The organism is Streptomyces filipinensis (assembly GCF_014649495.1).
Classification (GTDB): Bacteria; Actinomycetota; Actinomycetes; order Streptomycetales; family Streptomycetaceae; genus Streptomyces; species Streptomyces filipinensis.
In genome coordinates this window covers 275048-298253 of sequence record NZ_BMTD01000001.1, presented here as the reverse complement: position 1 = coordinate 298253, position 23206 = coordinate 275048, and the positions used below count along the sequence as shown (strand labels likewise).

Below are 23206 nucleotides of genomic sequence, written 5' to 3'. Positions count from 1 at the left end.
ACCGGTGGGGTCTGACAACGCGCGCTGTTACTGTCCGTGCCCATGTGGGGGAGCTACAGAGCAGACGCCGTCGGGGAGTTCCAGTCCCGCGTCGCGGCCGCCGTCGCGGACACGCCGTACCGGATGCGCCCGACGGGTCAGGGATTCGAGCTGACCGTGGACGTACCGGGCCCGGAGCGGCGGCTGCACACCTACCGAGTCGTGCTGCGGCAGCAGGAGAGGGCCTTCACGATGACGGACGTCGTGCGCACCGCCGGGTACGGGGCCGGTCCGGACGGGGCCGGGCTGGGCAAGGCGGTGTCCGTCGGCCGGAGCGTGTACGTCGTCAAGGGCGCGAACATGGACGGCACGGGGCGCTACCGCTTCTCGTCCGCCGACGGTCACCGCCTGATCCGGGGCGTGGCCGAGGAACTGGGGTGGCGGGAGCTGCGCCCCACCAGCGTGAAGGTCGCCATCGGCTTCGGCGTCTTCGGGGCCGTGGTCTGCCTCGGCACGCTCATCGCCCTCGCCGTCGTCTTCTGGTCCTGACGGGGCCGCGGCCAGGCCCCACGATCACGATTGGGTTTCGGCCACCTCTCACCCCCTTGCCTCCACCTCGTGTAATCGATTCCATTCCCTCCTACGACATCCATGTAATCGATTCCATGCTCTGCACGAGGAGGTGAGCCGGCGATGGCGAGCATCAAGGACGTCGCCGCCGCGGCGGGCGTCTCCGTCGCCACGGTCTCGCGCGTCCTGAACGCGCACCCGTCGGTCAGCGCCGACGCCCGCACGCGCGTGCTGGCCGCCGTCGAGGCGCTGGGCTACCGTCCGAACGCCGTCGCCCGCTCCCTGCGCACCGACCAGACCCACACCCTCGGCCTGGTCATCAGCGACGTGCTCAACCCCTACTTCACCGAGCTGGCCCGGTCCGTCGAGGAAGAGGCCCGGGCGCTCGGCTACAGCGTGATCATCGGGAACGCCGACGAGCGGCCGGATCTGCAGGACCACCACGTGCGGAACCTGCTCGACCGGCGGATCGACGGGCTGCTCGTCTCCCCCACCGACGGCGGCTCCCCGCTGATGCTGGACGCGGCCCGCGCGGGGACCCCGATGGTGTTCGTGGACCGGTGGATCCCGGGCGTGGACGTGCCCGTCGTCCGGGCCGACGGACGCGCGGCCGTACGGGACCTCGTCGCCCACCTGTACGGGCTCGGGCACCGGCGGCTCGCGATCATCGCCGGCCCCGCCGCCACCACGACCGGCAGCGAGCGCGTCGAGGCCTTCAGGGAGGCGATGGCCGAGTACGGCATGCCGCTCCCCGACGCCTACACAGGTCAGGGTGACTTCCAGGCCGAGAGCGGGCGGCGGGTCACCGAGGGGTTTCTGGATCTGCCCCGGCCGCCGGAGGTCGTCTTCGCCGCCGACAACCTCATGGCACTCGGTGCCCTGGACGCCGTACGCGCGCGTGGGCTGCGCGTTCCGGACGACATCGCGCTGGCCGCGTTCGACGACATCCCCTGGTTCGTGCACACCGATCCGCCCGTCACGGCGATCGCGCAGCCGACCGGTGAGCTGGGGCGGGCCGCCGTACGCGCCCTGGTGGACCGGATCGAGGGGCGGGTCCCCCGGTCGGTCACCCTGCCCGCCCGGCTCGTCGTGCGCCGCTCGTGCGGCGAGCCCGCCCCGGCCGCGGCACCCCCCGCACAGTCCCCCTCCCCAGTGCAAAGGAGCACGTCGTGAGCAACCCGGACGAGTTGCTGCGCATCGAGGGCATACGCAAGACCTTCCCCGGCGTGGTCGCGCTCGACGGCGTCGACTTCGATCTGCGCCGGGGCGAGGTCCATGTGCTGCTCGGTGAGAACGGCGCCGGCAAGAGCACGCTCATCAAGATGCTCTCCGGGGCGTACACGCCGGATGCCGGACGGATCAGCGTCGGCGGTCAGCAGGTGCGCGTCCAGGGCGCGCAGGACGCCGAGCGGCTCGGGATCGCCACCATCTACCAGGAGTTCAATCTCGTTCCGGATCTGACCGTGGCCGAGAACATCTTCCTCGGACGGCAGCCCCGGCGCTTCGGGATGATCGACCGCAAGCGGATGGAGGGCGACGCCGAGCGGCTGCTGCGGCGTGTCGGTGTGCATGTCTCGCCACGCGCGCGTGTGCGTGAACTCGGTATCGCGCGCCTGCAGATGGTCGAGATCGCCAAGGCCCTCAGCCTGGACGCGCGCGTGCTCGTCATGGACGAGCCGACCGCGGTGCTCACCTCGGAGGAGGTCGAGAAGCTCTTCGCGATCGTGCGTCAGCTGCGCGAGGACGGCGTGGGGATCGTCTTCATCACGCATCACCTGGAGGAGATCGCCGCTCTGGGAGACCGGGTCACCGTCATCCGGGACGGGCGCAGCGTCGGGCAGGTTCCCGCTTCCACCCCCGAGGACGAACTCGTACGGCTCATGGTCGGGCGGTCCATCGCGCAGCAGTATCCGCGGCAGCGGCCGGACAGGGGCGCCGCGTTGCTCGGTGTCGAGGGGCTCACCCGCGACGGTGTCTTCCACGACGTCAGCTTCGAGGTGCACGCCGGCGAGGTCGTCGGGATCGCGGGGCTGGTGGGCGCCGGCCGTACCGAGGTGGTGCGGGCCGTGTTCGGGGCCGATCCGTACGACGGCGGGGTCGTGAAGGTCTCCGGGAGCGAGCTGAAGCGGCATGACGTGAACGCCGCGATGGCGGCCGGGATCGGGCTCGTGCCGGAGGACCGCAAGGGCCAGGGGCTGGTGCTGGACGCGTCCGTGGAGGAGAACCTCGGGCTCGTCACCCTGCGCGCCGCCACCCGGGCCGGGCTGGTGGACCGCCGGGCGCAGCGCGTCGCGGCCGAGCGGATCGCCGGGCAGCTGGGCGTGCGGATGGCGGGGCTGGGGCAGCAGGTGCGGACCCTGTCCGGCGGCAACCAGCAGAAGGTCGTCATCGGCAAGTGGCTGCTGGCCGACACCAGGGTGCTAATCCTCGACGAGCCGACGCGCGGCATCGACGTCGGCGCCAAGGTCGAGATCTACCAGCTGATCAACGAACTGACCGCCGCCGGGGCCGCCGTGCTGATGATCTCCAGCGATCTGCCGGAGGTCCTCGGCATGAGCGACCGGGTCCTGGTGATGGCCCAGGGCCGGATCGCCGGTGAACTAGCGGCCGACGAGGCCACCCAGGACGCCGTCATGGCGCTCGCCGTCTCCACCCCCACCCCGCACAAGGACACCGAGAAGGAGGCCAGCCGTGGCCACTGACACGCTCAAGAGCCGGGCCGGCGCGAGTGGCGCCTCAGGGGCCCTTCGCCGGCTGCTCCTCGACAACGGCGCGCTCACCGCGCTGATCGTCCTCGTCGTCGTCCTGTCGGCGCTGTCCGGTGACTTCCTGACGACCGACAACCTGCTCAACATCGGCGTCCAGGCCGCCGTCACGGCCGTCCTCGCCTTCGGTGTCACCTTCGTGATCGTCTCGGCGGGCATCGACCTGTCGGTCGGGTCGGTGGCCGCGCTGTCGGCGACCGTGCTGGCGTGGAGCGCCACACAGCACGGCGTGCCGGTCGCGCTCGCGGTCGTGCTGGCCGTGGCCACGGGTGTCGTCGCCGGTCTGGTGAACGGTTTCCTCATCGCCTACGGCAAGCTCCCGCCGTTCATCGCGACGCTGGCCCTGCTGTCCGTGGGCCGCGGTCTCGCCCTGGTGATCTCCCAGGGCTCCCCGATCGCCTTCCCGGACCCGGTCTCGCACCTCGGTGACACGCTCGGCGGCTGGCTGCCGGTCCCGGTGCTGGTCATGGTGGTGATGGGGCTGATCGCGGCCCTCGTCCTCGGGCGGACGTACATCGGCCGCTCCATGTACGCGATCGGCGGCAACGAGGAGGCCGCGCGGCTGTCGGGTCTGCGGGTGAGGCGGCAGAAGCTCGCGATCTACGCCCTGTCCGGTGTGTTCGCGGCCGTCGCCGGCATCGTGCTCGCCTCCCGGCTGTCCTCGGCGCAGCCGCAGGCCGCCGACGGCTACGAGCTGGACGCGATCGCCGCGGTCGTGATCGGCGGTGCCTCGCTCGCGGGCGGCACCGGCAAGGCGTCCGGCACGCTGATCGGCGCGCTGATCCTGGCGGTGCTGCGCAACGGCCTCAACCTGCTGTCGGTGTCGGCGTTCTGGCAGCAGGTGGTGATCGGTGTCGTCATCGCGCTGGCGGTGCTGCTGGACACCGTGCGCCGCAAGGCGGGGGCGACCCCGGTGGCGTCCGGCGCGGGCGGGCCCAAGGGCCGGCAGGCGGCCACCTACGCGCTCGCGGCCGTGGTCACCGTGGCGGTCGTCGGCGCGACCTCCTTCCTGCACAGCGGGTCCCCGTCCGCCACGGCCCCGAAGCTGGGTCTGTCCCTGTCCACCCTGAACAACCCCTTCTTCGTGCAGATCCGGGCCGGCGCCCAGGCGGAGGCGGACAAGCGGGGCGTGGACCTGACCGTCACCGACGCCCAGAACGACGCCTCCCAGCAGGCCGACCAGCTGCAGAACTTCACCAGTTCCCGGCTGGGCGCGATCATCGTCAACCCGGTGGACTCGGACGCGGCGAGCAACTCGGTGAAGGCCGCCGACAAGGCGGGGCTCCCGGTGGTCGCCGTCGACCGGGGCGTCAACCGGGCCGCCGTGGACGCCCTGGTGGCCTCCGACAACGTGGCCGGCGGCGAGCTGGCCGCCAAGGCGATCGCGCGGAAGCTCGGTGGCAAGGGCAGGATCGTGATCCTGCAGGGTCAGGCGGGCACCTCGGCGGCCCGGGAGCGGGCGGCGGGCTTCGCGCGGGGCCTGAAGGCCTACCCCGGCATCCAGGTGCTGGCCCAGCAGCCGGCCGACTTCCAGCGCGCCAAGGGGCTAGACGTGATGTCGAACCTGCTCCAGGCCCACCCGGACGTGCAGGGCGTCATCGCCGCCAACGACGAGATGGCGCTCGGCGCGATCAAGGCGCTCGGCGCCAAGGCCGGCCGGTCGGTCCAGGTGGTCGGCTTCGACGGCACCCCGGACGGGCTCACGGCGGTGAAGGACGGCACGCTGTACGCGTCGGTCGCCCAGCAGCCGACGCAGTTGGGCCGGATCGCCGTGGACAACGCGCTGAAGGCGGTCCAGGGCAAGAAGGTGGAGTCGACGGTGAAGGTGCCGGTGAAGGTGGTCACGAAGGACAACGTGGCCGGTTTCAGCGGCTGACAACGACGGACGGGCCTGCCCCGGAGAGTCTTCCGGGGCAGGCCCGCCTGAGGTCATCTCTCTGGGGAGTCAACTGATGTACGACTACGACCTGCTGGTCGTGGGTTCGGCCAACGCCGACCTGGTGATCGATGTCGAGCGGCGGCCGGCCGCCGGAGAGACGGTGCTCGGTGGTGACCTGGCCGTCCACCCCGGCGGCAAGGGCGCCAACCAGGCGGTCGCCGCCGCCCGGCTCGGCGCGAGTACGGCCCTGCTGGCCCGGGTCGGCGACGACGGCCACGGCCGGCTGCTGCTGGACTCCCTGCGCGCGGCCGGCGTCGACACGGTCGGCGTGCTGGTGGGCGGGGCGCCGACCGGCGTGGCGCTGATCACCGTGGACCCCTCCGGGGACAACAGCATCGTGGTGTCGCCGGGTGCCAACGCCCGGCTCGCCCCGGCGGACGTCCGGACGGCGGTGAGCCTGTTCCTCGCCTCCCGGGTGGTGTCGGCACAGCTGGAGATCCCGCTGGAGACCGTCGTGGAGGTCGTACGGAACCTGTCCCCGGGCGGCCGCTTCGTGCTGAACCCGTCTCCGCCGCGGCCCCTGCCCGGGGAGGTGCTCGCGGCCTGCGACCCGCTGATCGTCAACGAGCACGAGGCGCGGGTGATCCTCGGCGAGGCCTGCGTGAGCGAGGAACCGGCCGACTGGGCGCGCCTGCTGCTGGCCAAGGGACCGCGCTCGGTGGTGGTGACGCTGGGCGCGCAGGGGGCGCTGGTGTGCGACGACCGGGGGGTGACACGGGTGGCGTCGGTGCAGGTGGACGCGGTGGACACCACGGGTGCCGGGGACGCTTTCACGGCCGCGCTGGCCTGGAAGCTGGGCGCGGGCGCCCCGCTGACGGAGGCGGCGGCCTACGCGGCGCGGGTCGGCGCCGCGGCCGTGACCAGGCGGGGCGCGCAGGCGTCGTACCCGACGGCGGCCGAGGTCGACGCCCTGTGAAGAAGGCGGGGATCCTCAACCGCCGGCTGGCCGGTGCCGTGGCCGAGCTGGGCCACGGGGACGCGGTGCTGGTGTGCGACGCGGGCATGCCGGTCCCGGACGGACCGCGTCTGCCCAACCGGACTCTGCTGGAACGGTACTTCCCGGACCTGGCCGCTGTCCCGCCCGCGCGGCTGAAGGAACTCTCCGCCGGGGCGCGCCTGGTGGTCCGCACCGGCGAGGCCCGGCCGTACGCCGATGTGCTGCTGCGGTGCGGGGTGCTCTTCCAGGCCGCCCCCGGACCGGCCCGTGCGGCAGCCCCCACCTCTCCGTGCCCGACGGCCCGTCCGCCAAGTGCGCCCTGGACCTGAGCACTTCCGGTGGAGAGATGACGGTAAAGGCCGTCTGACGAGGTACCACCCGCTCTTGCCAAAACGGAACTTGCTCGTGAATGATCTCGCCCGGCGGACGTGGTGAGCTGACGGTGGTCTGTGGCCCTCTCACTGCCACACACCCGCCCCACCATCGAGGCGACCACTTACATCAGCTTTCATCAGCAGAAATCTCAGGGGGAACCATGTCTGCCCAGGATGCCATGGGCGCATCAAGCGTGCCGGATGCGCGGGCGGCGCAGGTGGAGGAACGTCCGCAGCTGCCCGCCCGGTCCCAGGGCAACGCCATGGCCGGCTGGATCCTCACCATCGCGCTCAACGTGGCGGCGCCGATCCTCACCTACAACGCCCTGCGTGACCAGGGGTGGAGCGAGTTCGCCGCACTGCTGGCGAGCAGTGCCTGGCCGGTGCTCGACAGCGCCGTGCACCTCGCCTGGCGGCGCCGCCTCGACGAGTTCGCCGTCGTGACCCTGGTGTTCCTGGTCATCACGGCTGTCGTCTCTCTCGTCGGCGCCCACTCGGCCCGGGCCCTCCTGATCAAGGACTCGGCCATCACCGGTCTTTTCGGCCTGCTGTGCCTGGTGACGCTGCTGGCGCCGCGCCCGCTCATGTTCTACTTCGGCCGCAAGTTCGCCACCGACGGCACCGCCGCCGGCACCGCCTGGTGGAACGGCCTGTGGGAGTTCGAAGGGTTCCGCACGACCATGCGGACCATGACGGCGGTCTGGGGCGTGGCCTACTGCCTGGAGGCGGGCGGCCGCATCGCGCTGTCGTACGCGCTGAGCACCGACACCATGGTGAGCCTCAGCCCGGTCCTGATCTACGGCGTCCTCGGCGCCCTCATCCTGTGGACGGTCATGTACAGCAAGCGGGCCCGGCGCAGGGGCGAGGAGCGAGCCGCCGCGGCCGCCGCGGCAGCCGCCCAGGGCTAGGCCCGCCGCGCCCGAACGAGGGGGGTGCCCCGGTCGACGGACCGGGGCACGCCCCTCGGCGTTTCTCAGGGCTGCCGGCGGGGCTCGGGACCGGACAGCACGACGCCCCAGGCGTCGCCCTTCCCGATCCGCACCGTGAGTTCCTGGGTCCGGCGCGGGCCGGAGAAGCGCAGGACCACGTCCTGGCGTACGGATCCCTCGTCGCGGAAGTCGGCGCTCACCTCGTCGCGGGCGGCCTTGCCGTAGGCCCTGATCCAGGCGCGGGCCGCCGGACCCGCGTCGCCGCCCTCGGTGTTCAGGGCGGCGACGGCGTCGGCGTCCCCGTCGGCGAGCCGCCAGACGAGCTTCTGGACCGTTTCCAGGCTGCCCGTGCTGGGGTGGCCCGTGACGCGCAGCGGCGGGTGGTTGGCGTAGTCCGTCTGGTAGTCCGCGCTGTCCCGTCCGCCCGCGCAGGCCGTCAGGACGGCACTGAGCGCGAGCGTGACCACGGCGGCCCCCGTCAGCTTCGGTCGCATCGGCCGGCACCTCCTCCTTCGTCCATGTGAAGAGGACGATGCCGGCGGGACCGGAGTTCCTGGGGTGCCCTAGGAAGGACCCGGTGCGACGTGTTCGGCGAAGCGTGCCGCCGTCTCCGCCAGCACCTCCCTGCCGTCGCGCGCCCACAGGCCCTCGTTGAACAGCTCGACCTCGATGGGGCCGGTGTAGCCGGCGGCCTGCACGTACCCCGTCCACTCGCGCATGTCGATCGCGCCGTCCCCGATCTGGCCCCGGCCGTTGAGGACGCCCTCGGGCAGGGGGGTGACCCAGTCGGCGAGCTGGACGCTGTGGATACGTCCGCCCGCCCCCGCCCGTGCGATCTGCGCCGGCGCCTGGTCGTCCCACCAGATGTGGTACGTGTCCACGGTCACCCCGACCTGGTGCGCGGGGAAGCGTTCGGCCAGGTCCAGGGCTTGGGCGAGGGTGGACACCACGCAGCGGTCGGCGGCGTACATCGGGTGCAGGGGCTCGACGGCCAGGCGGACGCCGTGGTTCTCGGCGTACGGCGCGAGTTCGGCCAGGGCGTCGGCGATGCGTTCGCGGGCCGCCCCCAGGTCCCTGGTACCGGGCGGGAGACCACCCGAGACCAGGACCAGGGTGTCGGTGCCGAGGGTGGCCGCCTCGTGCACCGCGCGGCGGTTGTCCGCCAGCGCCTCGGCCCGTTCCGACGGGTCGATCGCCGTCAGGAAGCCGCCCCGGCACAGGGTCGTCACCGTCAGGCCCGTGGCACGGATCAGCTTCGCCGTCGCGTCCACGCCGTACGCCTGGACCGGTGCGCGCCACAGGCCCACCTGGCCGATGCCCGACTCGCCGCAGGCCTCGGCCAGTTCCGGCAGCGACAACTGCCTCACCGTCATCTGGTTGATGCTCAGCCGTGGCAGGCCGGCGTTCACCGGGCGACTCCGTAGAGGGCGAGCAGGTTCTTCATCCGGTCCTCGGCGAGTCCGGGCTCCGGGAACAGGCCGAGGCCGTCGGCGAGTTCGTAGGCGCGGGCCAGGTGCGGGAGGGAGCGGGCCGACTGGAGGCCGCCGACCATGGCGAAGTGCGACTGGTGGCCCGCGAGCCAGGCGAGGAGGACCACGCCGGTCTTGTAGAAGCGGGTCGGCGCCTGGAAGAGGTGCCGGGACAACGCGACCGTGGGATCGAGGAGTTCCCGGAAACCGGCCGTGTCCCCGGTGTCCAAGGCGCGTACCGCCTGTGCCGCCAGCGGGCCCAGCGGGTCGAAGATGCCGAGCAGGGCGTGGCTGAAGCCCTGGTCGTCGCCCGCGATCAGCTCGGGGTAGTGGAAGTCGTCGCCGGTGTAGCAGCGCACGCCGTCGGGCAGCCTGCGCCGCAGGTCGGTCTCGCGCCGGGCGTCCAGGAGGGAGACCTTGACGCCGTCGACCTTGTCCGGGTGCGCGGCGATGAGCTCCAGGAGCACCTTGGTCGCCGCGTCGAGGTCGCCCGAGCCCCAGTAGCCCTCCAGGGCCGGGTCGAACATCGGGCCGAGCCAGTGCAGGATCACCGGCTCGGCGCACTGGCGCAGGAGGTGGCCGTAGATCTCCAGGTAGTCCTCGGGGCCGGAGGCGGCAGCGGCCAGCGCCCTGGACGCCATCAGGATGACCTGGGCGCCCGCTTCCTCGACGACCTCCAGCTGCTCCTCGTAGGCCGCGCGGATCCGTGCCGGGGAGGCGTTCCCGATCTGGTCGGTGCCGACCCCGCAGGCGATCCGGCCGCCGGCCGACCTCGCCTCCGCGGCCGAGCGGCGGATCAGCTCGGCCGCGCCCGCCCAGTCCAGGCCCATGCCGCGTTGGGCGGTGTCCATCGCCTCGGCGACGCCGAGGCCGTGGGACCACAGGTGGCGGCGGAAGGCGAGGGTGGCGTCCCAGTCGACGGCGGCGGGCGAGTCGGGGGACACGTCGGCCCAGGGGTCGGCGACGACGTGGGCCGCCGAGAAGACCGTACGGGAGGTGAAGGGGGCGCCGGGGCTGAGCGCGAGCGGTGCGGGGCGGGGTTCGTAGGTGCGCAGGGTGCCGTCGGCGGCGGGGAGTCGGATGGTCACAGGGCGATCTCCGGTACCTCGATGCGGCGGCCCTCGGCGGAGGACTTCAGGCCCAGCTCGGCGAGCTGCACACCGCGGGCGCCGGCCAGCAGGTCCCACCGGTAGGGGGCGTCCGCGTAGACGTGCTTGAGGAACAGCTCCCACTGGGCCTTGAAGCCGTTGTCGAAGTCCTCGTTGTCCGGCACGTCCTGCCACTGGTCGCGGAAGACCTCCGTGGCGGGGATGTCGGGGTTCCAGACCGGCTTGGGGGTCGCGGAGCGGTGCTGCGCGCGGCAGGTGCGCAGGCCCGCCACCGCCGAGCCCTCGGTGCCGTCGACCTGGAACTCGACCAGTTCGTCGCGGTTGACGCGCACGGCCCAGGAGGAGTTGATCTGGGCGACGGCCCCGCCGTCGAGTTCGAAGATGCCGTAGGCGGCGTCGTCGGCGGTGGCGTCGTAGGGCTTGCCCTGTTCGTCCCAGCGCTGCGGGATGTGGGTGGTGGCGAGGGCCTGGACGGACTTCACGCGGCCGAACAGCTCGTGGAGGACGTACTCCCAGTGCGGGAACATGTCGACGACGATGCCCCCGCCGTCCTCGGCGCGGTAGTTCCAGGAGGGGCGCTGGGCCGGCTGCCAGTCGCCCTCGAAGACCCAGTACCCGAACTCGCCGCGCACGGAGAGGATCCGGCCGAAGAAGCCGCCGTCGACCAGCCGCTTCAGCTTCAGCAGGCCCGGCAGGAAGATCTTGTCCTGGACGACGCCGTGCCTGATGCCCTTCCGGTGGGCCAGGCGGGCGAGTTCGAGGGCCCCCGCGAGGCCCGTCGCCGTCGGCTTCTCGGTGTAGACGTGCTTGCCCGCGGCGATCGCCTTCTTGAGCGTCTCCTCGCGGGCGGAGGTGACCTGGGCGTCGAAGTAGAGGTCGACGGCCGGGTCGGCGAGCACGGCGTCGACGTCGGTGGAGACGTGCTCCAGGCCGTGCCGTGCGGCGATCTGGGCCAGGGCGTGCTCGCGGCGGCCGAGCAGGACCGGCTCCGGCCACAGCACGGTGCCGTCGCCGAGGTCGAGGCCGCCCTGTTCGCGCAGGGCGAGGATCGACCGGACGAGGTGCTGGCGGTAGCCCATGCGCCCGGTCACACCGTTCATGGCGATACGCACCGTCTTGCGTGTCACGTCAGTTCCCTTCGCCCGGCTCCGGCACGAGTGGGGCAAGCGCTTTCTATCCGATACGAAGCTAGCCCTGGACAGTGGTCCGTACAAGACCGTGTCCCCTTCGAGTTGTTCGAGGGGGCGAACAAACGAGGACCATGGCTTTAAGGTCTGCTGGAAGATCTGCTCGGAACCAGGAGCGGGGTCTGGCTGTCTACGAGGGCGTACGACACGATGCACGACCGGAGGACGACGACATGACGGTGACACTGGCGGATGTGGCGGCCCGCGCCCAGGTCTCCCCCGCGACGGTGTCGCGCGTACTGAACGGCAACTACCCGGTGGCCGCCTCGACGCGCGAGCGGGTGCTGCGGGCCGTGGACGAGCTGGACTACGTCCTCAACGGCCCGGCGAGCTCCCTGGCGGCCGCCACCTCCGACCTGGTCGGCATTCTCGTCAACGACATCGCCGACCCGTTCTTCGGGATCATGGCGAGCGCCATCCAGGCCGAGATCGGCGGGCCGGGCGGCCGGGCGGGTGGCGAGCGGCTCGCGGTCGTCTGCAACACGGGCGGCTCGCCGGAGCGCGAGCTGACGTATCTCACCCTGCTGCAGCGGCAGCGGGCGGCGGCCGTGGTGCTGACCGGCGGGGCCGTGGAGGACGCGCCGCACGCGGCGGCGGTCGCGGCGAAGCTGCGCAAGCTCACGGAGGCCGGGACCCGGGTGGTGCTGTGCGGACGGCCGCCGGCGCCCGACACCGGCGCGTACGCCCTCGCCTTCGACAACCGGGGCGGCGCCCACCGGCTGACCGAGCACCTTCTCGGCCTGGGCCACCGCCGCCTCGGCTACATCGCGGGCCCCGAGGAACGTACGACGACCCGGCACCGCCTGGAGGGCCATCGGGCGGCGCTGGCCGCGGCGGGCGTCGAGGACGACCCCCGCTGGACGGTGCACGGGCGCTACGACCGTCAGTCGGGTTACGAGGCCACGGTGGAGCTGATGCGCCGCGATCCGTCGCTGACGGCGGTCGTGGCCGCGAACGACTCCGTCGCGCTGGGGGCGTGCGCGGCGTTGCGGGAGTCGGGGTTGCGGATCCCGGCGGATGTGTCGGTGGCCGGCTTCGACGACCTGCCGTTCAGCGTGGACGCGGTCCCCGCGCTGACGACGGTGCGGTTGCCGCTGGCGGAGGCGGGGGCGCGCGCCGGGCGGATCGCCATGGGGCGGGAGGAGCCGCCGCCGGGGGGTATCGCGACCGTCCGCGGGGAGCTGATGGTCCGGGGGTCCTCAGCGGTTCCCCGCGCCTGAACCGCCGCACGGGTTTCCCGGCGACCCGTCCTGTAAGGGCCGTCTCTTCACCGCCGGCCACTCACCGCCGGCCGGTCGCTGCCACCCTTTGGACCGCCGGCCGGCCACTGCCGCCCTTGGACCACCGACCGGCCACTGCCACCCTGTGGACCACCGGCCGGCCGCCGCCACCCTGTGGACCACCGGCCGGCCGCCGCCGCTCTTTGACTGCCGACCGTTCATCGCCGACCCGTCACTGCCGACCCGTCACCGCCCCCTCTGGCTGCCGGCCGGACACGGGCGGCCGTACGCCGCCGACCAGCCACTGCCGCTCCTTGGACTGCCGCACGTTCAGCGATGGCCGGGGAGGGAGCGGCCCAGCAGGGGGAGGGGGGCCTCGCCCCGGCGTCGGTCGCGGTACCAGCGCTTTCCGGTGTCGTACGCCCGCCGGGCCCGGCGGGCCGCGGCGATCTGGGTGGCGAGGTGGACCTGGTAGCGCCAGGGGTGCTGGCGGCCCTGGCGTACCGACATGGCGTAGGCGAAGGAGACCGGGTCGCGGTCCAGGTAGTCGTCCAGCTGCTCGAACCAGGCCATGCTGGAGCGCGCCGCGGCCTGGACGGGATGGAGTTCCGCGCGCCGGTGCCGGTCGTACTCGCGCAGCGCCACCCGCGGGTCCGGGTACCGCGCGAGCGCGTGGGCCAGCACGATCGCGTCGATCATCGCCAGCCGGGTCCCGGAGCCCAGCGTGAAGTGCGTGGTGTGCGCCGCGTCGCCGACGAGGACGAGGTTGCCGTCGGTGTCGTCGTACCACGTCGTGTTGCTGAGGTGCTGGAAGCGCTGCCACTTCGCCGGTCCGCCGCGTGAGCTGCTGATCAGGCTGTGGCCGTCGAGGGCGCGGTGGAAGATCTTCTCCAGCAGGGGCAGGGCGTCCTCCGTTTCCAGCGTGTCGAGGCCCAGGCCCTGCCAGGTCTGCGGTGAGCACTCCACGATGCAGGTGCTGATCCGTCCCCTGACGGACGGGTAGGCGTGGAACCAGATCCAGCCCGCCGGGGTCTCCTCGAAGTCGAACACGAAACTGTCGAACTGCCGGTCCGTACCGAGCCAGAGATAGGGGTTGCGGCCGGTCTCCACCCGGGTGCCGAAGTGCTCGGCACGGCTCAGCCGGAGCCGGCTGCCCGCGCCGTCGGCGGCCACGATCAGGTCGGCCTCCGGCAGGTCGGCGGGGTCCTCCAGCCGCTGTCCGTGCCGGACGTCGACGCCGAGTGCCCGGGCGCGCCGGGTCAGGACGTCCAGCAGGGCCGCCCGGCCCATGCTGTAGCCGTAGCCGCCGAAGTACGCGGTGCCGTCGTGCCGGCTGCCGTGCAGGCGGATCTCCTGGTCCCGCCAGAGCACGGAACCGGCGCTCACCGCGCGTGCGCTCTCGGGGTCGTTGCGGTGCAGGATGTCCAGCAGGTCGTTCCAGTACACGACGCCCCAGCCGTACGTCGCCTCCGGGGGGTCGCGCTCGATGACGGTGATCTCGTGTCCGGCGTCCCGCAGCTTCGCGGAGATGGAGAAGTACAGCCCGGCCGGGCCTCCGCCCACGCACACGATCCTCATCAGGTCCCACCGCCTTCACGGCCACGGGGCCCAGGGCCCCTGCGTCGCCACACCGCGGATGTCGTCACATGGATCCGGGCGCCCCATGGGTCGGGCACCCGGATCCGCTGTCGCTGTCAGTGGGCGGCAATCACGACGGTCGACTCAGTAGTCGTCGTCGTCATCACCCCAGCCCCAGCCACCGTGGTCTCCTCCTCCGTGATCGCCGTGGTCGCCTCCGCCGCCGTAGTCGCCTCCGCCCCCGTGGTCGCCTCCGCCGCCGTGGTCGCCTCCGCCGCCGTAGCCGCCTCCGCCGCCGTGGCCGCCTCCGCCTCCGCCGTTGTCATAGGCGACGACGTGGTCGGGGGCCGCAGCGGTGGTGGCTGCGCTGACGGCTCCTGCACCGGCGGCGATGGCGAGGATCGGCGCCGAGCAGACCGCGATGGCCACTCTCTTGATGCGGGTGGTGTGCGCGCGCATGATGAGTCCCCTCTCCGAGGGTGTGGATGATTTCGACGGCCTCGACGGGCCGTCAGTCTGCGCTCCGGAGCCTGCGCGTAGCTCCGCGCGCCCTCCTCGCCGCCCGCGATACGTTCCGGCGGCGGGTCGTCACGTCCGGTACAGAACGGATATCTGTGACGTTTGTTCTTAAATTACGACGCAAACGCGACGAAGTCAAAAGGAGTGACAGCGCAGGCGGAATGTGTGGGGTACAGGCCCAACTCCCCGCCCGGACCAGTGGTTTCCCCCCGCCTCCGCAACGGGTTCCCAGCTGTGGACGAGGACGCACCCCGGGTCTACGCTCGGAGCGACGATATCTCTGACTGAGTCAAACATCCGGGGGCGATCATGACTGTCCAGGACGTCCGCGCCTTCAACCGCTTCTACACCGGCGTCATCGGCGCCCTCGACCACGGCCGCCACCGCTACGCCCCGTACACCCTCACCGAGTCCCGTGTGCTGTACGAACTCGCCCAGGTCCCGCACCTGGACGCGGCCGACCTGCGCACCCTGCTCGGCCTGGACGCGGGCTATCTGAGCCGGATCCTCAACCGGTTCGAGGATGCCGGGCTGATCGAGCGCGGCCCCTCCGACAGCGATCCACGCCGGCGGCGGGTCCGGCTCACCGTGCCGGGCCGGGAGGCCGCCGCGGTGCTGGACGAGCGGGCCCGGGAGACGGTCGGGGCCCTGCTCGACACCGTGGCCCCGGCCGACCGGCCCCGGCTGGCGGAGGCCATGCGGACCATCCGGGACCTCCTCGGCGAGGAGCGCGCCCGGTCCGGCGCGGTGGTGCTGCGCGAGCCGCTCCCCGGCGACCTGGGCTGGATGGTGCAGCGCAACGCCGCGCTGTACGCGGCCGAGTACGGCTGGAACGCCGACTACGAGGGACTGGTCGCCCGGATCGTCGCCGACTTCGCGCAGGACCACGACCCGCACCTGGAGCGGGTGTGGATCGCCGAGGCGGGCGGGCGGCCGGTGGGGTGCGTGATGTGCGTACGGGACGACGCGCCCGGTACCGCGCGGCTGCGGCTGCTGCTCGTGGAACCCGCGGCACGCGGGGGCGGCATCGGCGACCGGCTGGTGCGGGCGGTGATCGACTTCGCGCGCGGGGTGGGCTACCGCGAGCTGGTGCTGTGGACCAACGACGTGCTGAGCGGCGCCCGCCGCATCTACCAGCGGCACGGCTTCGTCCTCGCCGCCGAGCGGCCGCACCGCTCCTTCGGCAAGGATCTGATCGGCCAGGACTGGCGGCTGGATCTGCACGGATCGGGCGTGTGACGAGTAGGGTCCGCCCCATGAAGCTGGCGTTCTCCACTCTCGGTGTCCCCGGCCTGCCCGTCCCGGAGGTCCTCGCGCTCGCGACCGCGCACGGCTACCACGGCGTCGAACTGCGCGCCCATCCGGAGGAGCCGGTGCACCCCGGCCTCTCCCCCGCCGAACGCGCCGACACGGCCGCCCTGTTCAAGACGGCCGGGGTCGAGGTGCTGGGCCTCGCCGGGTACACGCGCGTGGCCGCGCCGGGCGACGACGCGCCCGTACTGGCGGAGCTCCGGGACCTCCTCCACCTCGCCCACGACCTGGGCGCACCCTTCGTCCGGGTCTTCCCCGGCGCCGACCCCGACCGCCCCCGCGAGGAGTCCGACGCGCTCGCCGCCCGGCGGCTCGGCACCGCCGCCGAGGACGCCGCCGCGCTCGGGGTGCGGATCCTGCTGGAGACGCACGACTCGCACCGCACCGGCGCCGCCGCGATCCGGATCCTCGGCCCGGTCGGACACCGGCAGGTCGGCGCGCTGTGGGACGTGATGCACACCTGGCTGGGCGGCGAGCAGCCCTCCGACACCTACGCCGCGCTCGCTCCGCACCTGGGGTATGTGCAGGTCAAGGACATCGCGTCGGCCGACGACACGGTGCCGCTGCCGCTGGGCGCGGGGGTGCTGCCGCTCACCGAGTGCGTGGATGTGCTCCTGCGGCACGGCTGGGACGGCTGGCTGTGCTGGGAGTACGAGAAGCGGTGGTACGAGTCGGCCGCGCCGCTTCCGGGATTGCTGGGTGCGGGGCGGGAGCACTTGTTGCGCCTGCTGGGCGAGGCCGCCTGAGGGCCGGCCACGAACTCGGTGCCGCGGGGCCGTCGCCGGGTGCGGATCCGTCGCGGTTCCCCACGCCCCTGGCCGGCGTCGCCCCGGCCCCCGGTTAATTCGGTGGCCGGGGTGGGGGCGCCTGGTTAGCCTCCCCCGGTGATCCAGCCGCTCATCGACACACGTCCGCTCCGCACCTCGCCCGCCTTCCGGCGGCTGCTGATCGGGCGGACCGTGTCCACTCTGGGCGGGTTCATGACCATGGTGACGGTCATGTTCCAGGTGTGGGACGTCACCCGCAGCACGGCGTGGACCGGCGCGGTCGGGCTCGCGCAGGCGCTGCCGCTGGTGGTGTTCGGCCTGTTCGCGGGGGCCTGGGTGGACCGGGCGGACCGGCGGCGCGTCTATCTGGCGGCGACCGTGGGGCAGGCGGCCTGTTCCCTGCTGCTGGCCGTGCAGGGGTTCACCGGGCACGTCCCGGTGCCGGCCGTACTCGTGCTGGTCGCCGTGCAGGCGGCGTTCGGCGCGCTCGGCGCCCCGGCGGCCGGGGTCTTCGTGCCGCGGCTGCTGCCCAGGGACCAGGTGGCCGCCGGTCTGGCCCTCAACCAGATCACCGGCCAGTCGATGATGCTCCTCGGCCCCGCGCTGGCCGGCGTGCTGCTGGGCCGGCTGGGCATCGGCACCTGCTATCTGCTGGACGCCCTCAGCTTCGGCCTCGCCTTCCACGGGGCCTTCGGGCTGCCCGCGCTTCCGCCGCAGGGCGAGCCGTCGCGGGCGGGCCTGCACGGGGTGCTGGACGGGCTGCGGTTCCTGGCCGGCCACCGGGTGGTGCGCGGCGCGCTGATCACCGACCTCGCCGCGACCGTACTGTCCTTCCCGGTCAGCCTGTTCCCGCTGGTCAACGCCGAACGGTTCGGCAACGACCCGCGCACCCTCGGTCTGTTCCTGTCGGCTCTGGCGGTGGGCGGCATCGCGGCGACGGCGTTGTCGGGCGCCGTGACCCGGTTCGGCCGGCCGGGTCCGGTCATGCTGGGCGCGGCGGCCGTCTGGGGTGCCGCGCTGGCCCTGTTCGGGCTGACGAGCAACCCGTGGGCCGGTCTCGCCCTGCTCGTCGTCGCGGGCGCCGGGGACGCCACCTCGGTCGTCTCCCGGTCCACGATCGTGCAGACGCGCACCCCGGACGCGCTGCTCGGCCGGGTCACGGCGGCCGAGCAGATCGTCGGCCAGGCGGGTCCCAGCCTCGGCAACGTGCGCGCCGGCCTGGTCGCGGGCTGGACCACCGGGGCGACCTCCCTGATCTCCGGCGGTCTGCTGTGCCTGCTGGCGGTGGCGGCGGTCGCCGCGACGACACCCGAGCTGCGGGACGGCGCCGCGGTGCCGGCGGACTGAGCCCCCGAAGCGCCGCGGCGCCCGGCGGGACGACGGCGTCCCGGTGAGCTCGCGCCGAGCGCCCCGCGAACGCCGGCGCCCACCCGTGTGCGCTCAAATCCCTCTGGTGCGGCACCAGTTGCTCCGATAGCTTCCGGCGCACATGTGTCTCACAACAGTCACACAGGGGAGAGTGCGCATGCGCAAGGTGCTCAGATGGCTGCTGGCGCTCGCGGTGTTCCTGGGAACGCTGAGCGGCACGGCGGCCGGCGCGGCCACCGCCGCACGGTCCGGGCCCGCCGACATCAAGGACCGGCTGCTGTCCATACCGGGCATGAGCCTGATCGAGGAGAAGCCGTACCCCGGCTACCGCTACTTCGTCCTGAACTACACCCAGCCGGTCGACCACCGCCACCCGGACCGCGGCACCTTCCAGCAGCGGATCACCGTCCTGCACAAGGACACCAGCCGCCCGACGGTCTTCTACACCAGCGGCTACAACGTCTCCACGGCCCCCTCGCGCCGCGAGCCCACGCAGATCGTGGACGGCAACCAGGTCTCCCTGGAGTACCGCTTCTTCACCCCGTCCCGCCCCGACCCGGCCGACTGGTCCAAGCTCGACATCTGGCAGGCGGCCAGCGACCAGCACCGCGTGTTCGAGGCGCTGAAGCCGGTCTACGGCGGCCGCTGGCTCGCCACCGGCGCCTCCAAGGGCGGGATGACGGCGACGTACTACGAGCGTTTCTACCCGCGTGACATGGACGGGGTCGTCGCCTACGTCGCCCCGAACGACGTCGTCGACAACGAGGACTCGGCCTACGACCGCTTCTTCACCGCCGTGGGCACCAAGGCGTGCCGGGACCGGCTGAACGCCGTGCAGCGCGAGGCGCTGGTGCGCCGGGGTGCGCTGGAGAAGCGGTACGCGCGGTACGCCGCCGACAAGGGGTACACCTTCGACACCGTCGGCGGGCTGGACAAGGCCTACGAGGCGGTCGTCCTCGACTATGTGTGGGGCTTCTGGCAGTACAGCCTGCTGGAGGACTGCGACACGGTCCCGGCGGACGCGGCCACGGCGAGCGACGAGGAGATCTGGAAGTCGGTCGACACCATCTCCGGTTTCTCCGCCTACACCGACCAGGGCCTCGCGCAGTTCACGCCGTACTACTACCAGGCGGGCACCCAGCTCGGCTCGCCGACCATCCACTTCCCGTACATCGAGCGGAAGCTGATCCGCTACGGCTACCAGCCGCCGCGCGCCTTCGTGCCCCGCTCCGTCCCGATGCGGTTCCAGCCGCACGCGATGCGGGACGTGGACACGTGGGTGCGCCACCACGCCGCGCACATGCTCTTCGTGTACGGCCAGAACGACCCCTGGGGTGCGGAGCGGTTCCGGCTCGGCTCGGGTGCGCGGGACTCCTACGTCTTCGCGGCGCCCGGCATGAACCACGGCGCGAATGTGGCGGGCCTGGTGCCGGACCAGAAGTCCCTCGCCACCGAGCGCATCCTGCGGTGGGCCGGCGTCTCCCCGGCCGACGCCGCCCGGGCGAAGCCGTTGGCCGCGTACGACGCCCAGCTGGACGGCCGGGATCCCGAGCGCGAGCCCGCGCTGCGACCGTAGGAGGGGCGGGCCGCGGCGACGGCGCGTTCGGCGCCGCCGGGTTCCGCCGGCGCGGCCCCGAGCCGTTCACACCCGCCGGGCGCAGCCCACCGGCCTGCTCCCGCCCAGCTCGACGTAGAGCACCGTCGAGACCGGGCAGTCGTCCCGCTCCGCGGTCGCCTCGGTGATCCGGTACTGGGGCCGGTGTCCGCCCGAGCCGTCGCAGGGCGTCTCGCGGACCTGGCCCGCACCGGAGGCGTACACGCAGTCGCCGGGGATCGTGCGCGGGCCGCCCCCGCCGCCGGGGTCGCCCGGATGCGGGGGTTCCAGGTCGCGCATGCAGGCGTACCCCTGGGCGATGGCGCCGTCTCCGTCCTCGTCGCCGGTCGCGGCCTGGGCGCTGATGTGCAGGACGAAGTCGGTCGTCGCCGGGCACGAGGGGCCGTCGGCGGCCACGCCGTCGTAGCGGGCGACGACCCTGGCCGCCGCCCGCTCGCTCGTGCAGGGCACCTCGGTGAAGCTGGTCGTGCCGAAGGAGCTGCACTCGCCGACCGCGAGGAACTCGGCGCCGTAGCCGCTGGTCGTGGCCGGGGTGGGGCGGGCGTCGCCGACGGGGGTGCCCGCCGGGCCCCGGCAGCCGGTCAGCAGGGCGGCCAGCAGCAGGCACGCGGGTCCTGCGGCACCCTTCCCACGCATGGCAACCCCCCTGACGCCCCGGTCCAGCGTGGCCCTTGGCGGCGCGGCCACGCCAGACATTCGGGAGGGTTTCCGCCCATGGGGGGTATTGCGCCCGGTGTGTGGCGTACGGCTAGTACGTCAGCCCGTGCCCGATCGGGTACAGCACCTGCGTGGGGTCGTCGGCCCGCTGCACCGGCACCGGCAGCCTGCCGCGCGGCGCCACGCGTCCGGCGATCACCCGCGCGGCGGCCCGCACTTCGACGTCCGTCCAGCCGTAGGACGCCAGGCAGGCCTTCACGGCGGGGAGCTGGGCCACGTCGTAGGGGTTGCGGACGGCGAGGGCCACCAGCGGGCTGCCGACGGTCAGCAGGTGTTCCACCAGCGTCTGCTGGGCACTGCCCGGCACCACGTTGTACGTCGCCACGATCACCCCGTCCGCGTCCTGCGCGGCCGTGACCGCCTTGGCGATGGTCGCGGCGGAAGGGGAGGTGCCGGTGGACAGGGCCGTGGCGGTGAAACCCAGTTCGGTGAGGGCGGCCGCCAGCACGCCGGTGGGCGGCCCGGTGGTGCCGGAGGGGGAGTCCGGGTCCGCGCCGACGACCAGGAGACGGGGCGCGGTGCGGCTGTCGAGGGGCAGGGTGCGGTCCTCGTTGACCAGCAGGGTGGTGGTCCGCTCGGCGATCTTGTCGGCGGTGGCCAGGTGCGCCTTGGTGCCCACCGTGTGCTCGATGCGGGTCCGGTCGGTGTGCGGATCGTGGAGCAGGCCGAGCCGGGCCTTCAGGCGCAGGATGCGCAGGATCGATTCATCCAGGCGGGACTCGGTGAGCTCGCCGTCCTGGACGGCCTGCAGTACGGCGTTCCAGGCCACGTCGAGGGACGGCGGGTTGAGCAGCTGGTCGACGCCGGCCTTCAGCGCGAGCACCGGCACCCGGTCGTCGCCGTACTTGGTGCGGACGCCCTCCATGCCGAGGGAGTCGGTGATCACGACCCCGTCGTAGCCGAGTTCGCCCCGCAGGATGCCGCTGAGGATCCGTGGGGAGAGGGTGGCGGGGTCGCCGGAGTCGTCCAGCGCCGGGAACTGGATGTGCGCGGTCATGATGGAGTCGATGCCGGCGGCGATCGCGTCCCGGAACGGCACGGCGTCCAGCTTCTCCCACAGTTCCCGGCTGTGCGTGATGACGGGGAAGCCGGTGTGGCTGTCGACAGCGGTGTCGCCGTGGCCCGGGAAGTGCTTGGCGGTGGCCGCGACCCGGGACTCCTGATAGCCCTTCACCTCGGCCGCCACCAGTGCGGCGACCGCCTCCGGGTCGGCGCCGAACGACCGTACGCCGATGATCGGGTTGGCCGGGTTGACGTTGACGTCGGCGTCCGGGGAGTAGTCCTGGTTGATGCCCATCGCGCGCAGTTCGGCGCCGGAGATCCGGCCGAGGGTGCGCGCGTCGGTGCGGGAGCGGCCGGCACCGATGGCCATCGCGCCGGGGAAGAGGGTCGCGGGCTTGCCGACCCGGCAGACCGCGCCGTGTTCCTGGTCGGTGGCGATGAGCACCGGCAGGCCGCGCGGCTGGTCCAGGGAGGCCTGCTGGATGCCGGCGGACAGGTCCGCGATCTGGTACGGGTCGCGGGTGTTGTGGGCCCAGGTGAAGTAGATGATCCCGCCGACGCGGTACTTCGCGATCAGCTCGGCGGCCGTGCGGACGCCGATCTCCTTGAGGTTGGCGTCGATGTCGGCCTGGTCGGGGGCGGTGGCGGAGTGGCCGTAGACCCGCATCACGAAGAGCTGGCCGACCTTCTCCCGCAGCGTCATCCCGGAGATCAGGGTGCGCAGCCGGCGGTCCTCGCCGGGTGCGGCGGCGCGGGCGGCCGTCGGTACGGTCAGCGCGGCGGTGAGGCCCGCGGTGGCGGCGAGGACGGCGCGTCTGGACGGTCTGCTGGTGTCGGACACGTGCGCTCCTTCCAGAGGAGAACCGCTGAAGGAAACTTCCGAGAGGTCACCAATATCCGGGAGGTTTCTTTCCGTCAAGGGAAAGCACAGTAACCGGAGGAGAGGCCGCCACCGGCGCATTGAGGGGGGCGCGCCGATGGCGACGGGCTGTCGGCCGGATGCGGCGGAGAGGGTGAGTCGGCGCTCGCCGCCAGGCGTACGGGCCGACACCGCACCACGGAGGCTCGTCCGGCAACCCGGCCGTTTGGACGGGCGCGGGACGGGGCCGGTTCCCCGCCCGCCCGGTGTCCCGAGTTCATGGACTTCGCGTCCCGGCGGACGGCCGGACCGCCCTCGCCCGGCCGTGCCCGCGCTCGCCGGGGCCGACGTCCTCCGCCGCGGGATCCACCCCGGCACGTGCGCCCCGGCGCGGGGATCAGGGCCGACGGCCCCGACTGTGTCCGCACGACGTTCCCGCACTTCCCCGAGACGTCCGCCGGGCTGCGGCACACGGGGTGACCGGGCGGACCGTCAGCACAGGATCCATCCCGAGTTGGCCGACCCGTGCGACCCCACCGAGCCCTTGACCCACACACAGCGACGGCCGGCGTGGACCGTCACCGGGCCCGCGAGGTGCTGGTAGCGGCCCTTGTCGACGACCGGCCGGCCGCCGCGGACCTGGACGCTGACGGACATCGTCTGCGTCGAGCCGGGGTGCCGGGCGACGGTGACGGCGCAGACATAGCCGTCCCGCTTGTAGACGTGCGTGACCCCGCTGCTGAACGGCAGGGTCCGCACCTCGCGCCCGGCGCAGCCGCCGACCGTGCTCGCCTCGGCGGTGCCGGATGTCACGAGACCGAGCACCCCGGTCGCGGCCAGCACTGCCGCACCGAGCGCCAGGCGCCGGCGTATCCCACCACTGTCCACTGTCGTCCTCCCCCTCACGCGGTCGCACACCCCCGGATGCCGTACTGATGTACGGACGCACGACGTATGTCGGATGGTTGCACGACCGTCAGCGGCACGCGTCG

20 protein-coding genes and 1 pseudogene are annotated in these 23206 nt (G+C 72.9%); 12 read left to right on the top strand and 9 right to left on the bottom strand.

Translation table 11 applies throughout. The features are described 5' to 3' along the window. Positions 1-42: 42 nt before the first annotated feature. From IE244_RS01315 to IE244_RS01285, 7 genes and pseudogenes are all read left to right on the top strand, one after another. Positions 43-528 (top strand): hypothetical protein, encoded by a 486-nt coding sequence (locus IE244_RS01315; RefSeq protein ID WP_191870759.1) that lies wholly within the window; start codon positions 43-45, stop codon positions 526-528. A 144-nt stretch (positions 529-672) separates the two neighbouring features. Beyond that, entirely contained in the window at positions 673-1722 is a 1050-nt protein-coding gene (locus IE244_RS01310) for a LacI family DNA-binding transcriptional regulator (RefSeq protein ID WP_191870758.1), read from the top strand. Next, a complete protein-coding gene (locus tag IE244_RS01305) occupies positions 1719-3251 on the top strand; it encodes a sugar ABC transporter ATP-binding protein (protein ID WP_191870757.1) in 1533 nt (510 codons plus the stop codon). The genes IE244_RS01310 and IE244_RS01305 overlap by 4 nt, the downstream gene beginning before the upstream one ends. Further along, positions 3241-5190: an ABC transporter permease/substrate-binding protein gene (locus IE244_RS01300; RefSeq protein ID WP_191870756.1), complete on the top strand. Its 1950-nt coding sequence runs from the start codon at positions 3241-3243 to the stop codon at positions 5188-5190. Before IE244_RS01305 ends, IE244_RS01300 begins: the two co-directional genes overlap by 11 nt. Before the next feature lie 76 nt (positions 5191-5266). Beyond that, positions 5267-6169, top strand: a complete 903-nt coding sequence (locus IE244_RS01295; protein ID WP_191870755.1) for a ribokinase — start codon at positions 5267-5269, stop codon at positions 6167-6169. Then, a pseudogene (locus IE244_RS01290) lies at positions 6166-6435 on the top strand (RbsD/FucU domain-containing protein); the annotation flags it as partial. The gene IE244_RS01295 and the pseudogene IE244_RS01290, both read left to right, overlap by 4 nt. 290 nt (positions 6436-6725) lie before the next feature. Continuing rightward, complete coding sequence (locus IE244_RS01285) at positions 6726-7472, top strand: VC0807 family protein (RefSeq protein WP_308436249.1); 747 nt, start codon at positions 6726-6728, stop codon at positions 7470-7472. Positions 7473-7537: 65 nt separating this feature from the next. On the opposite strand, the gene IE244_RS01280 is transcribed toward IE244_RS01285, so the two are convergent. The 4 genes from IE244_RS01280 to IE244_RS01265 form a co-directional block, all read right to left on the bottom strand. Then, positions 7538-7987: a hypothetical protein gene (locus tag IE244_RS01280; RefSeq protein WP_191870753.1), complete on the bottom strand. Its 450-nt coding sequence runs from the start codon at positions 7985-7987 to the stop codon at positions 7538-7540. Positions 7988-8056: 69 nt separating this feature from the next. Next, entirely contained in the window at positions 8057-8866 is an 810-nt protein-coding gene (locus IE244_RS01275) for a sugar phosphate isomerase/epimerase family protein (RefSeq protein ID WP_191871375.1), read from the bottom strand. 32 nt (positions 8867-8898) lie between these two features. Then, positions 8899-10050 (bottom strand): dihydrodipicolinate synthase family protein, encoded by a 1152-nt coding sequence (locus tag IE244_RS01270; RefSeq protein WP_191870752.1) that lies wholly within the window; start codon positions 10048-10050, stop codon positions 8899-8901. After that, the gene (locus tag IE244_RS01265; RefSeq protein WP_191870751.1) at positions 10047-11198 is read right to left on the bottom strand and encodes a Gfo/Idh/MocA family protein; all 1152 of its coding nucleotides are present in this window, start codon (positions 11196-11198) and stop codon (positions 10047-10049) included. The genes IE244_RS01270 and IE244_RS01265 overlap by 4 nt, the downstream gene beginning before the upstream one ends. Before the next feature lie 233 nt (positions 11199-11431). On the opposite strand from IE244_RS01265, the gene IE244_RS01260 reads away from it, so the two are divergent. Further along, complete coding sequence (locus IE244_RS01260; protein ID WP_191870750.1) at positions 11432-12478, top strand: LacI family DNA-binding transcriptional regulator; 1047 nt, start codon at positions 11432-11434, stop codon at positions 12476-12478. Between the two features lie 330 nt (positions 12479-12808). On the opposite strand, the gene IE244_RS01255 is transcribed toward IE244_RS01260, so the two are convergent. Together IE244_RS01255 and IE244_RS01250 are read right to left on the bottom strand one after the other, a co-directional pair. Then, on the bottom strand, positions 12809-14056 hold the full coding sequence (locus IE244_RS01255) for an FAD-dependent monooxygenase (RefSeq protein WP_191870749.1): 1248 nt from the start codon (positions 14054-14056) through the stop codon (positions 12809-12811). Between the two features lie 144 nt (positions 14057-14200). Beyond that, a complete protein-coding gene (locus tag IE244_RS01250; RefSeq protein WP_191870748.1) occupies positions 14201-14515 on the bottom strand; it encodes a hypothetical protein in 315 nt (104 codons plus the stop codon). Between the two features lie 369 nt (positions 14516-14884). Here IE244_RS01250 and IE244_RS01245 point away from each other — a divergent pair, with 369 nt between their 5' ends. The 4 genes from IE244_RS01245 (at position 14885) to IE244_RS01230 (ending at position 19597) form a co-directional block, all read left to right on the top strand. Then, positions 14885-15814, top strand: coding sequence for a bifunctional helix-turn-helix transcriptional regulator/GNAT family N-acetyltransferase (locus IE244_RS01245; protein ID WP_191870747.1), 930 nt, complete (start codon positions 14885-14887; stop codon positions 15812-15814). Between the two features lie 17 nt (positions 15815-15831). Next, positions 15832-16632, top strand: coding sequence for a sugar phosphate isomerase/epimerase family protein (locus tag IE244_RS01240; RefSeq protein WP_191870746.1), 801 nt, complete (start codon positions 15832-15834; stop codon positions 16630-16632). 138 nt (positions 16633-16770) lie between these two features. Beyond that, positions 16771-18000 (top strand): MFS transporter, encoded by a 1230-nt coding sequence (locus tag IE244_RS01235; RefSeq protein WP_191870745.1) that lies wholly within the window; start codon positions 16771-16773, stop codon positions 17998-18000. 178 nt (positions 18001-18178) lie between these two features. Further along, positions 18179-19597 carry a serine protease gene (locus IE244_RS01230; protein WP_191870744.1) on the top strand — a complete coding sequence of 473 codons (1419 nt, stop codon included), beginning with the start codon at positions 18179-18181 and terminating at the stop codon, positions 19595-19597. 66 nt (positions 19598-19663) lie between these two features. On the opposite strand, the gene IE244_RS01225 is transcribed toward IE244_RS01230, so the two are convergent. From IE244_RS01225 to IE244_RS01215, 3 genes are all read right to left on the bottom strand, one after another. Continuing rightward, positions 19664-20272: a hypothetical protein gene (locus IE244_RS01225; protein ID WP_191870743.1), complete on the bottom strand. Its 609-nt coding sequence runs from the start codon at positions 20270-20272 to the stop codon at positions 19664-19666. A gap of 112 nt (positions 20273-20384) precedes the next feature. Further along, positions 20385-22316, bottom strand: a complete 1932-nt coding sequence (locus IE244_RS01220; RefSeq protein WP_191871374.1) for a glycoside hydrolase family 3 protein — start codon at positions 22314-22316, stop codon at positions 20385-20387. A 390-nt stretch (positions 22317-22706) separates the two neighbouring features. Continuing rightward, complete coding sequence (locus IE244_RS01215; RefSeq protein WP_031159799.1) at positions 22707-23102, bottom strand: hypothetical protein; 396 nt, start codon at positions 23100-23102, stop codon at positions 22707-22709. Positions 23103-23206: the final 104 nt, after the last annotated feature.

What these genes read in the sequence shown, in the direction of transcription:
- IE244_RS01245 (WP_191870747.1), top strand. Translation starts at nt 14,885, where the DNA reads ATGACTGTCCAGGACGTCCGCGCCTTCAACCGCTTCTACACCGGCGTC.
- IE244_RS01255 (WP_191870749.1), bottom strand. Translation starts at nt 14,056, where the DNA reads ATGAGGATCGTGTGCGTGGGCGGAGGCCCGGCCGGGCTGTACTTCTCC.
- IE244_RS01315 (WP_191870759.1), top strand. Translation starts at nt 43, where the DNA reads ATGTGGGGGAGCTACAGAGCAGACGCCGTCGGGGAGTTCCAGTCCCGC.
- IE244_RS01220 (WP_191871374.1), bottom strand. Translation starts at nt 22,316, where the DNA reads ATGCGCCGGTGGCGGCCTCTCCTCCGGTTACTGTGCTTTCCCTTGACG.
- IE244_RS01230 (WP_191870744.1), top strand. Translation starts at nt 18,179, where the DNA reads ATGCGCAAGGTGCTCAGATGGCTGCTGGCGCTCGCGGTGTTCCTGGGA.
- IE244_RS01285 (WP_308436249.1), top strand. Translation starts at nt 6,726, where the DNA reads ATGTCTGCCCAGGATGCCATGGGCGCATCAAGCGTGCCGGATGCGCGG.
- IE244_RS01260 (WP_191870750.1), top strand. Translation starts at nt 11,432, where the DNA reads ATGACGGTGACACTGGCGGATGTGGCGGCCCGCGCCCAGGTCTCCCCC.
- IE244_RS01225 (WP_191870743.1), bottom strand. Translation starts at nt 20,272, where the DNA reads ATGCGTGGGAAGGGTGCCGCAGGACCCGCGTGCCTGCTGCTGGCCGCC.
- IE244_RS01280 (WP_191870753.1), bottom strand. Translation starts at nt 7,987, where the DNA reads ATGCGACCGAAGCTGACGGGGGCCGCCGTGGTCACGCTCGCGCTCAGT.
- IE244_RS01250 (WP_191870748.1), bottom strand. Translation starts at nt 14,515, where the DNA reads ATGCGCGCGCACACCACCCGCATCAAGAGAGTGGCCATCGCGGTCTGC.
- IE244_RS01275 (WP_191871375.1), bottom strand. Translation starts at nt 8,866, where the DNA reads ATGACGGTGAGGCAGTTGTCGCTGCCGGAACTGGCCGAGGCCTGCGGC.
- IE244_RS01240 (WP_191870746.1), top strand. Translation starts at nt 15,832, where the DNA reads ATGAAGCTGGCGTTCTCCACTCTCGGTGTCCCCGGCCTGCCCGTCCCG.
- IE244_RS01295 (WP_191870755.1), top strand. Translation starts at nt 5,267, where the DNA reads ATGTACGACTACGACCTGCTGGTCGTGGGTTCGGCCAACGCCGACCTG.
- IE244_RS01310 (WP_191870758.1), top strand. Translation starts at nt 673, where the DNA reads ATGGCGAGCATCAAGGACGTCGCCGCCGCGGCGGGCGTCTCCGTCGCC.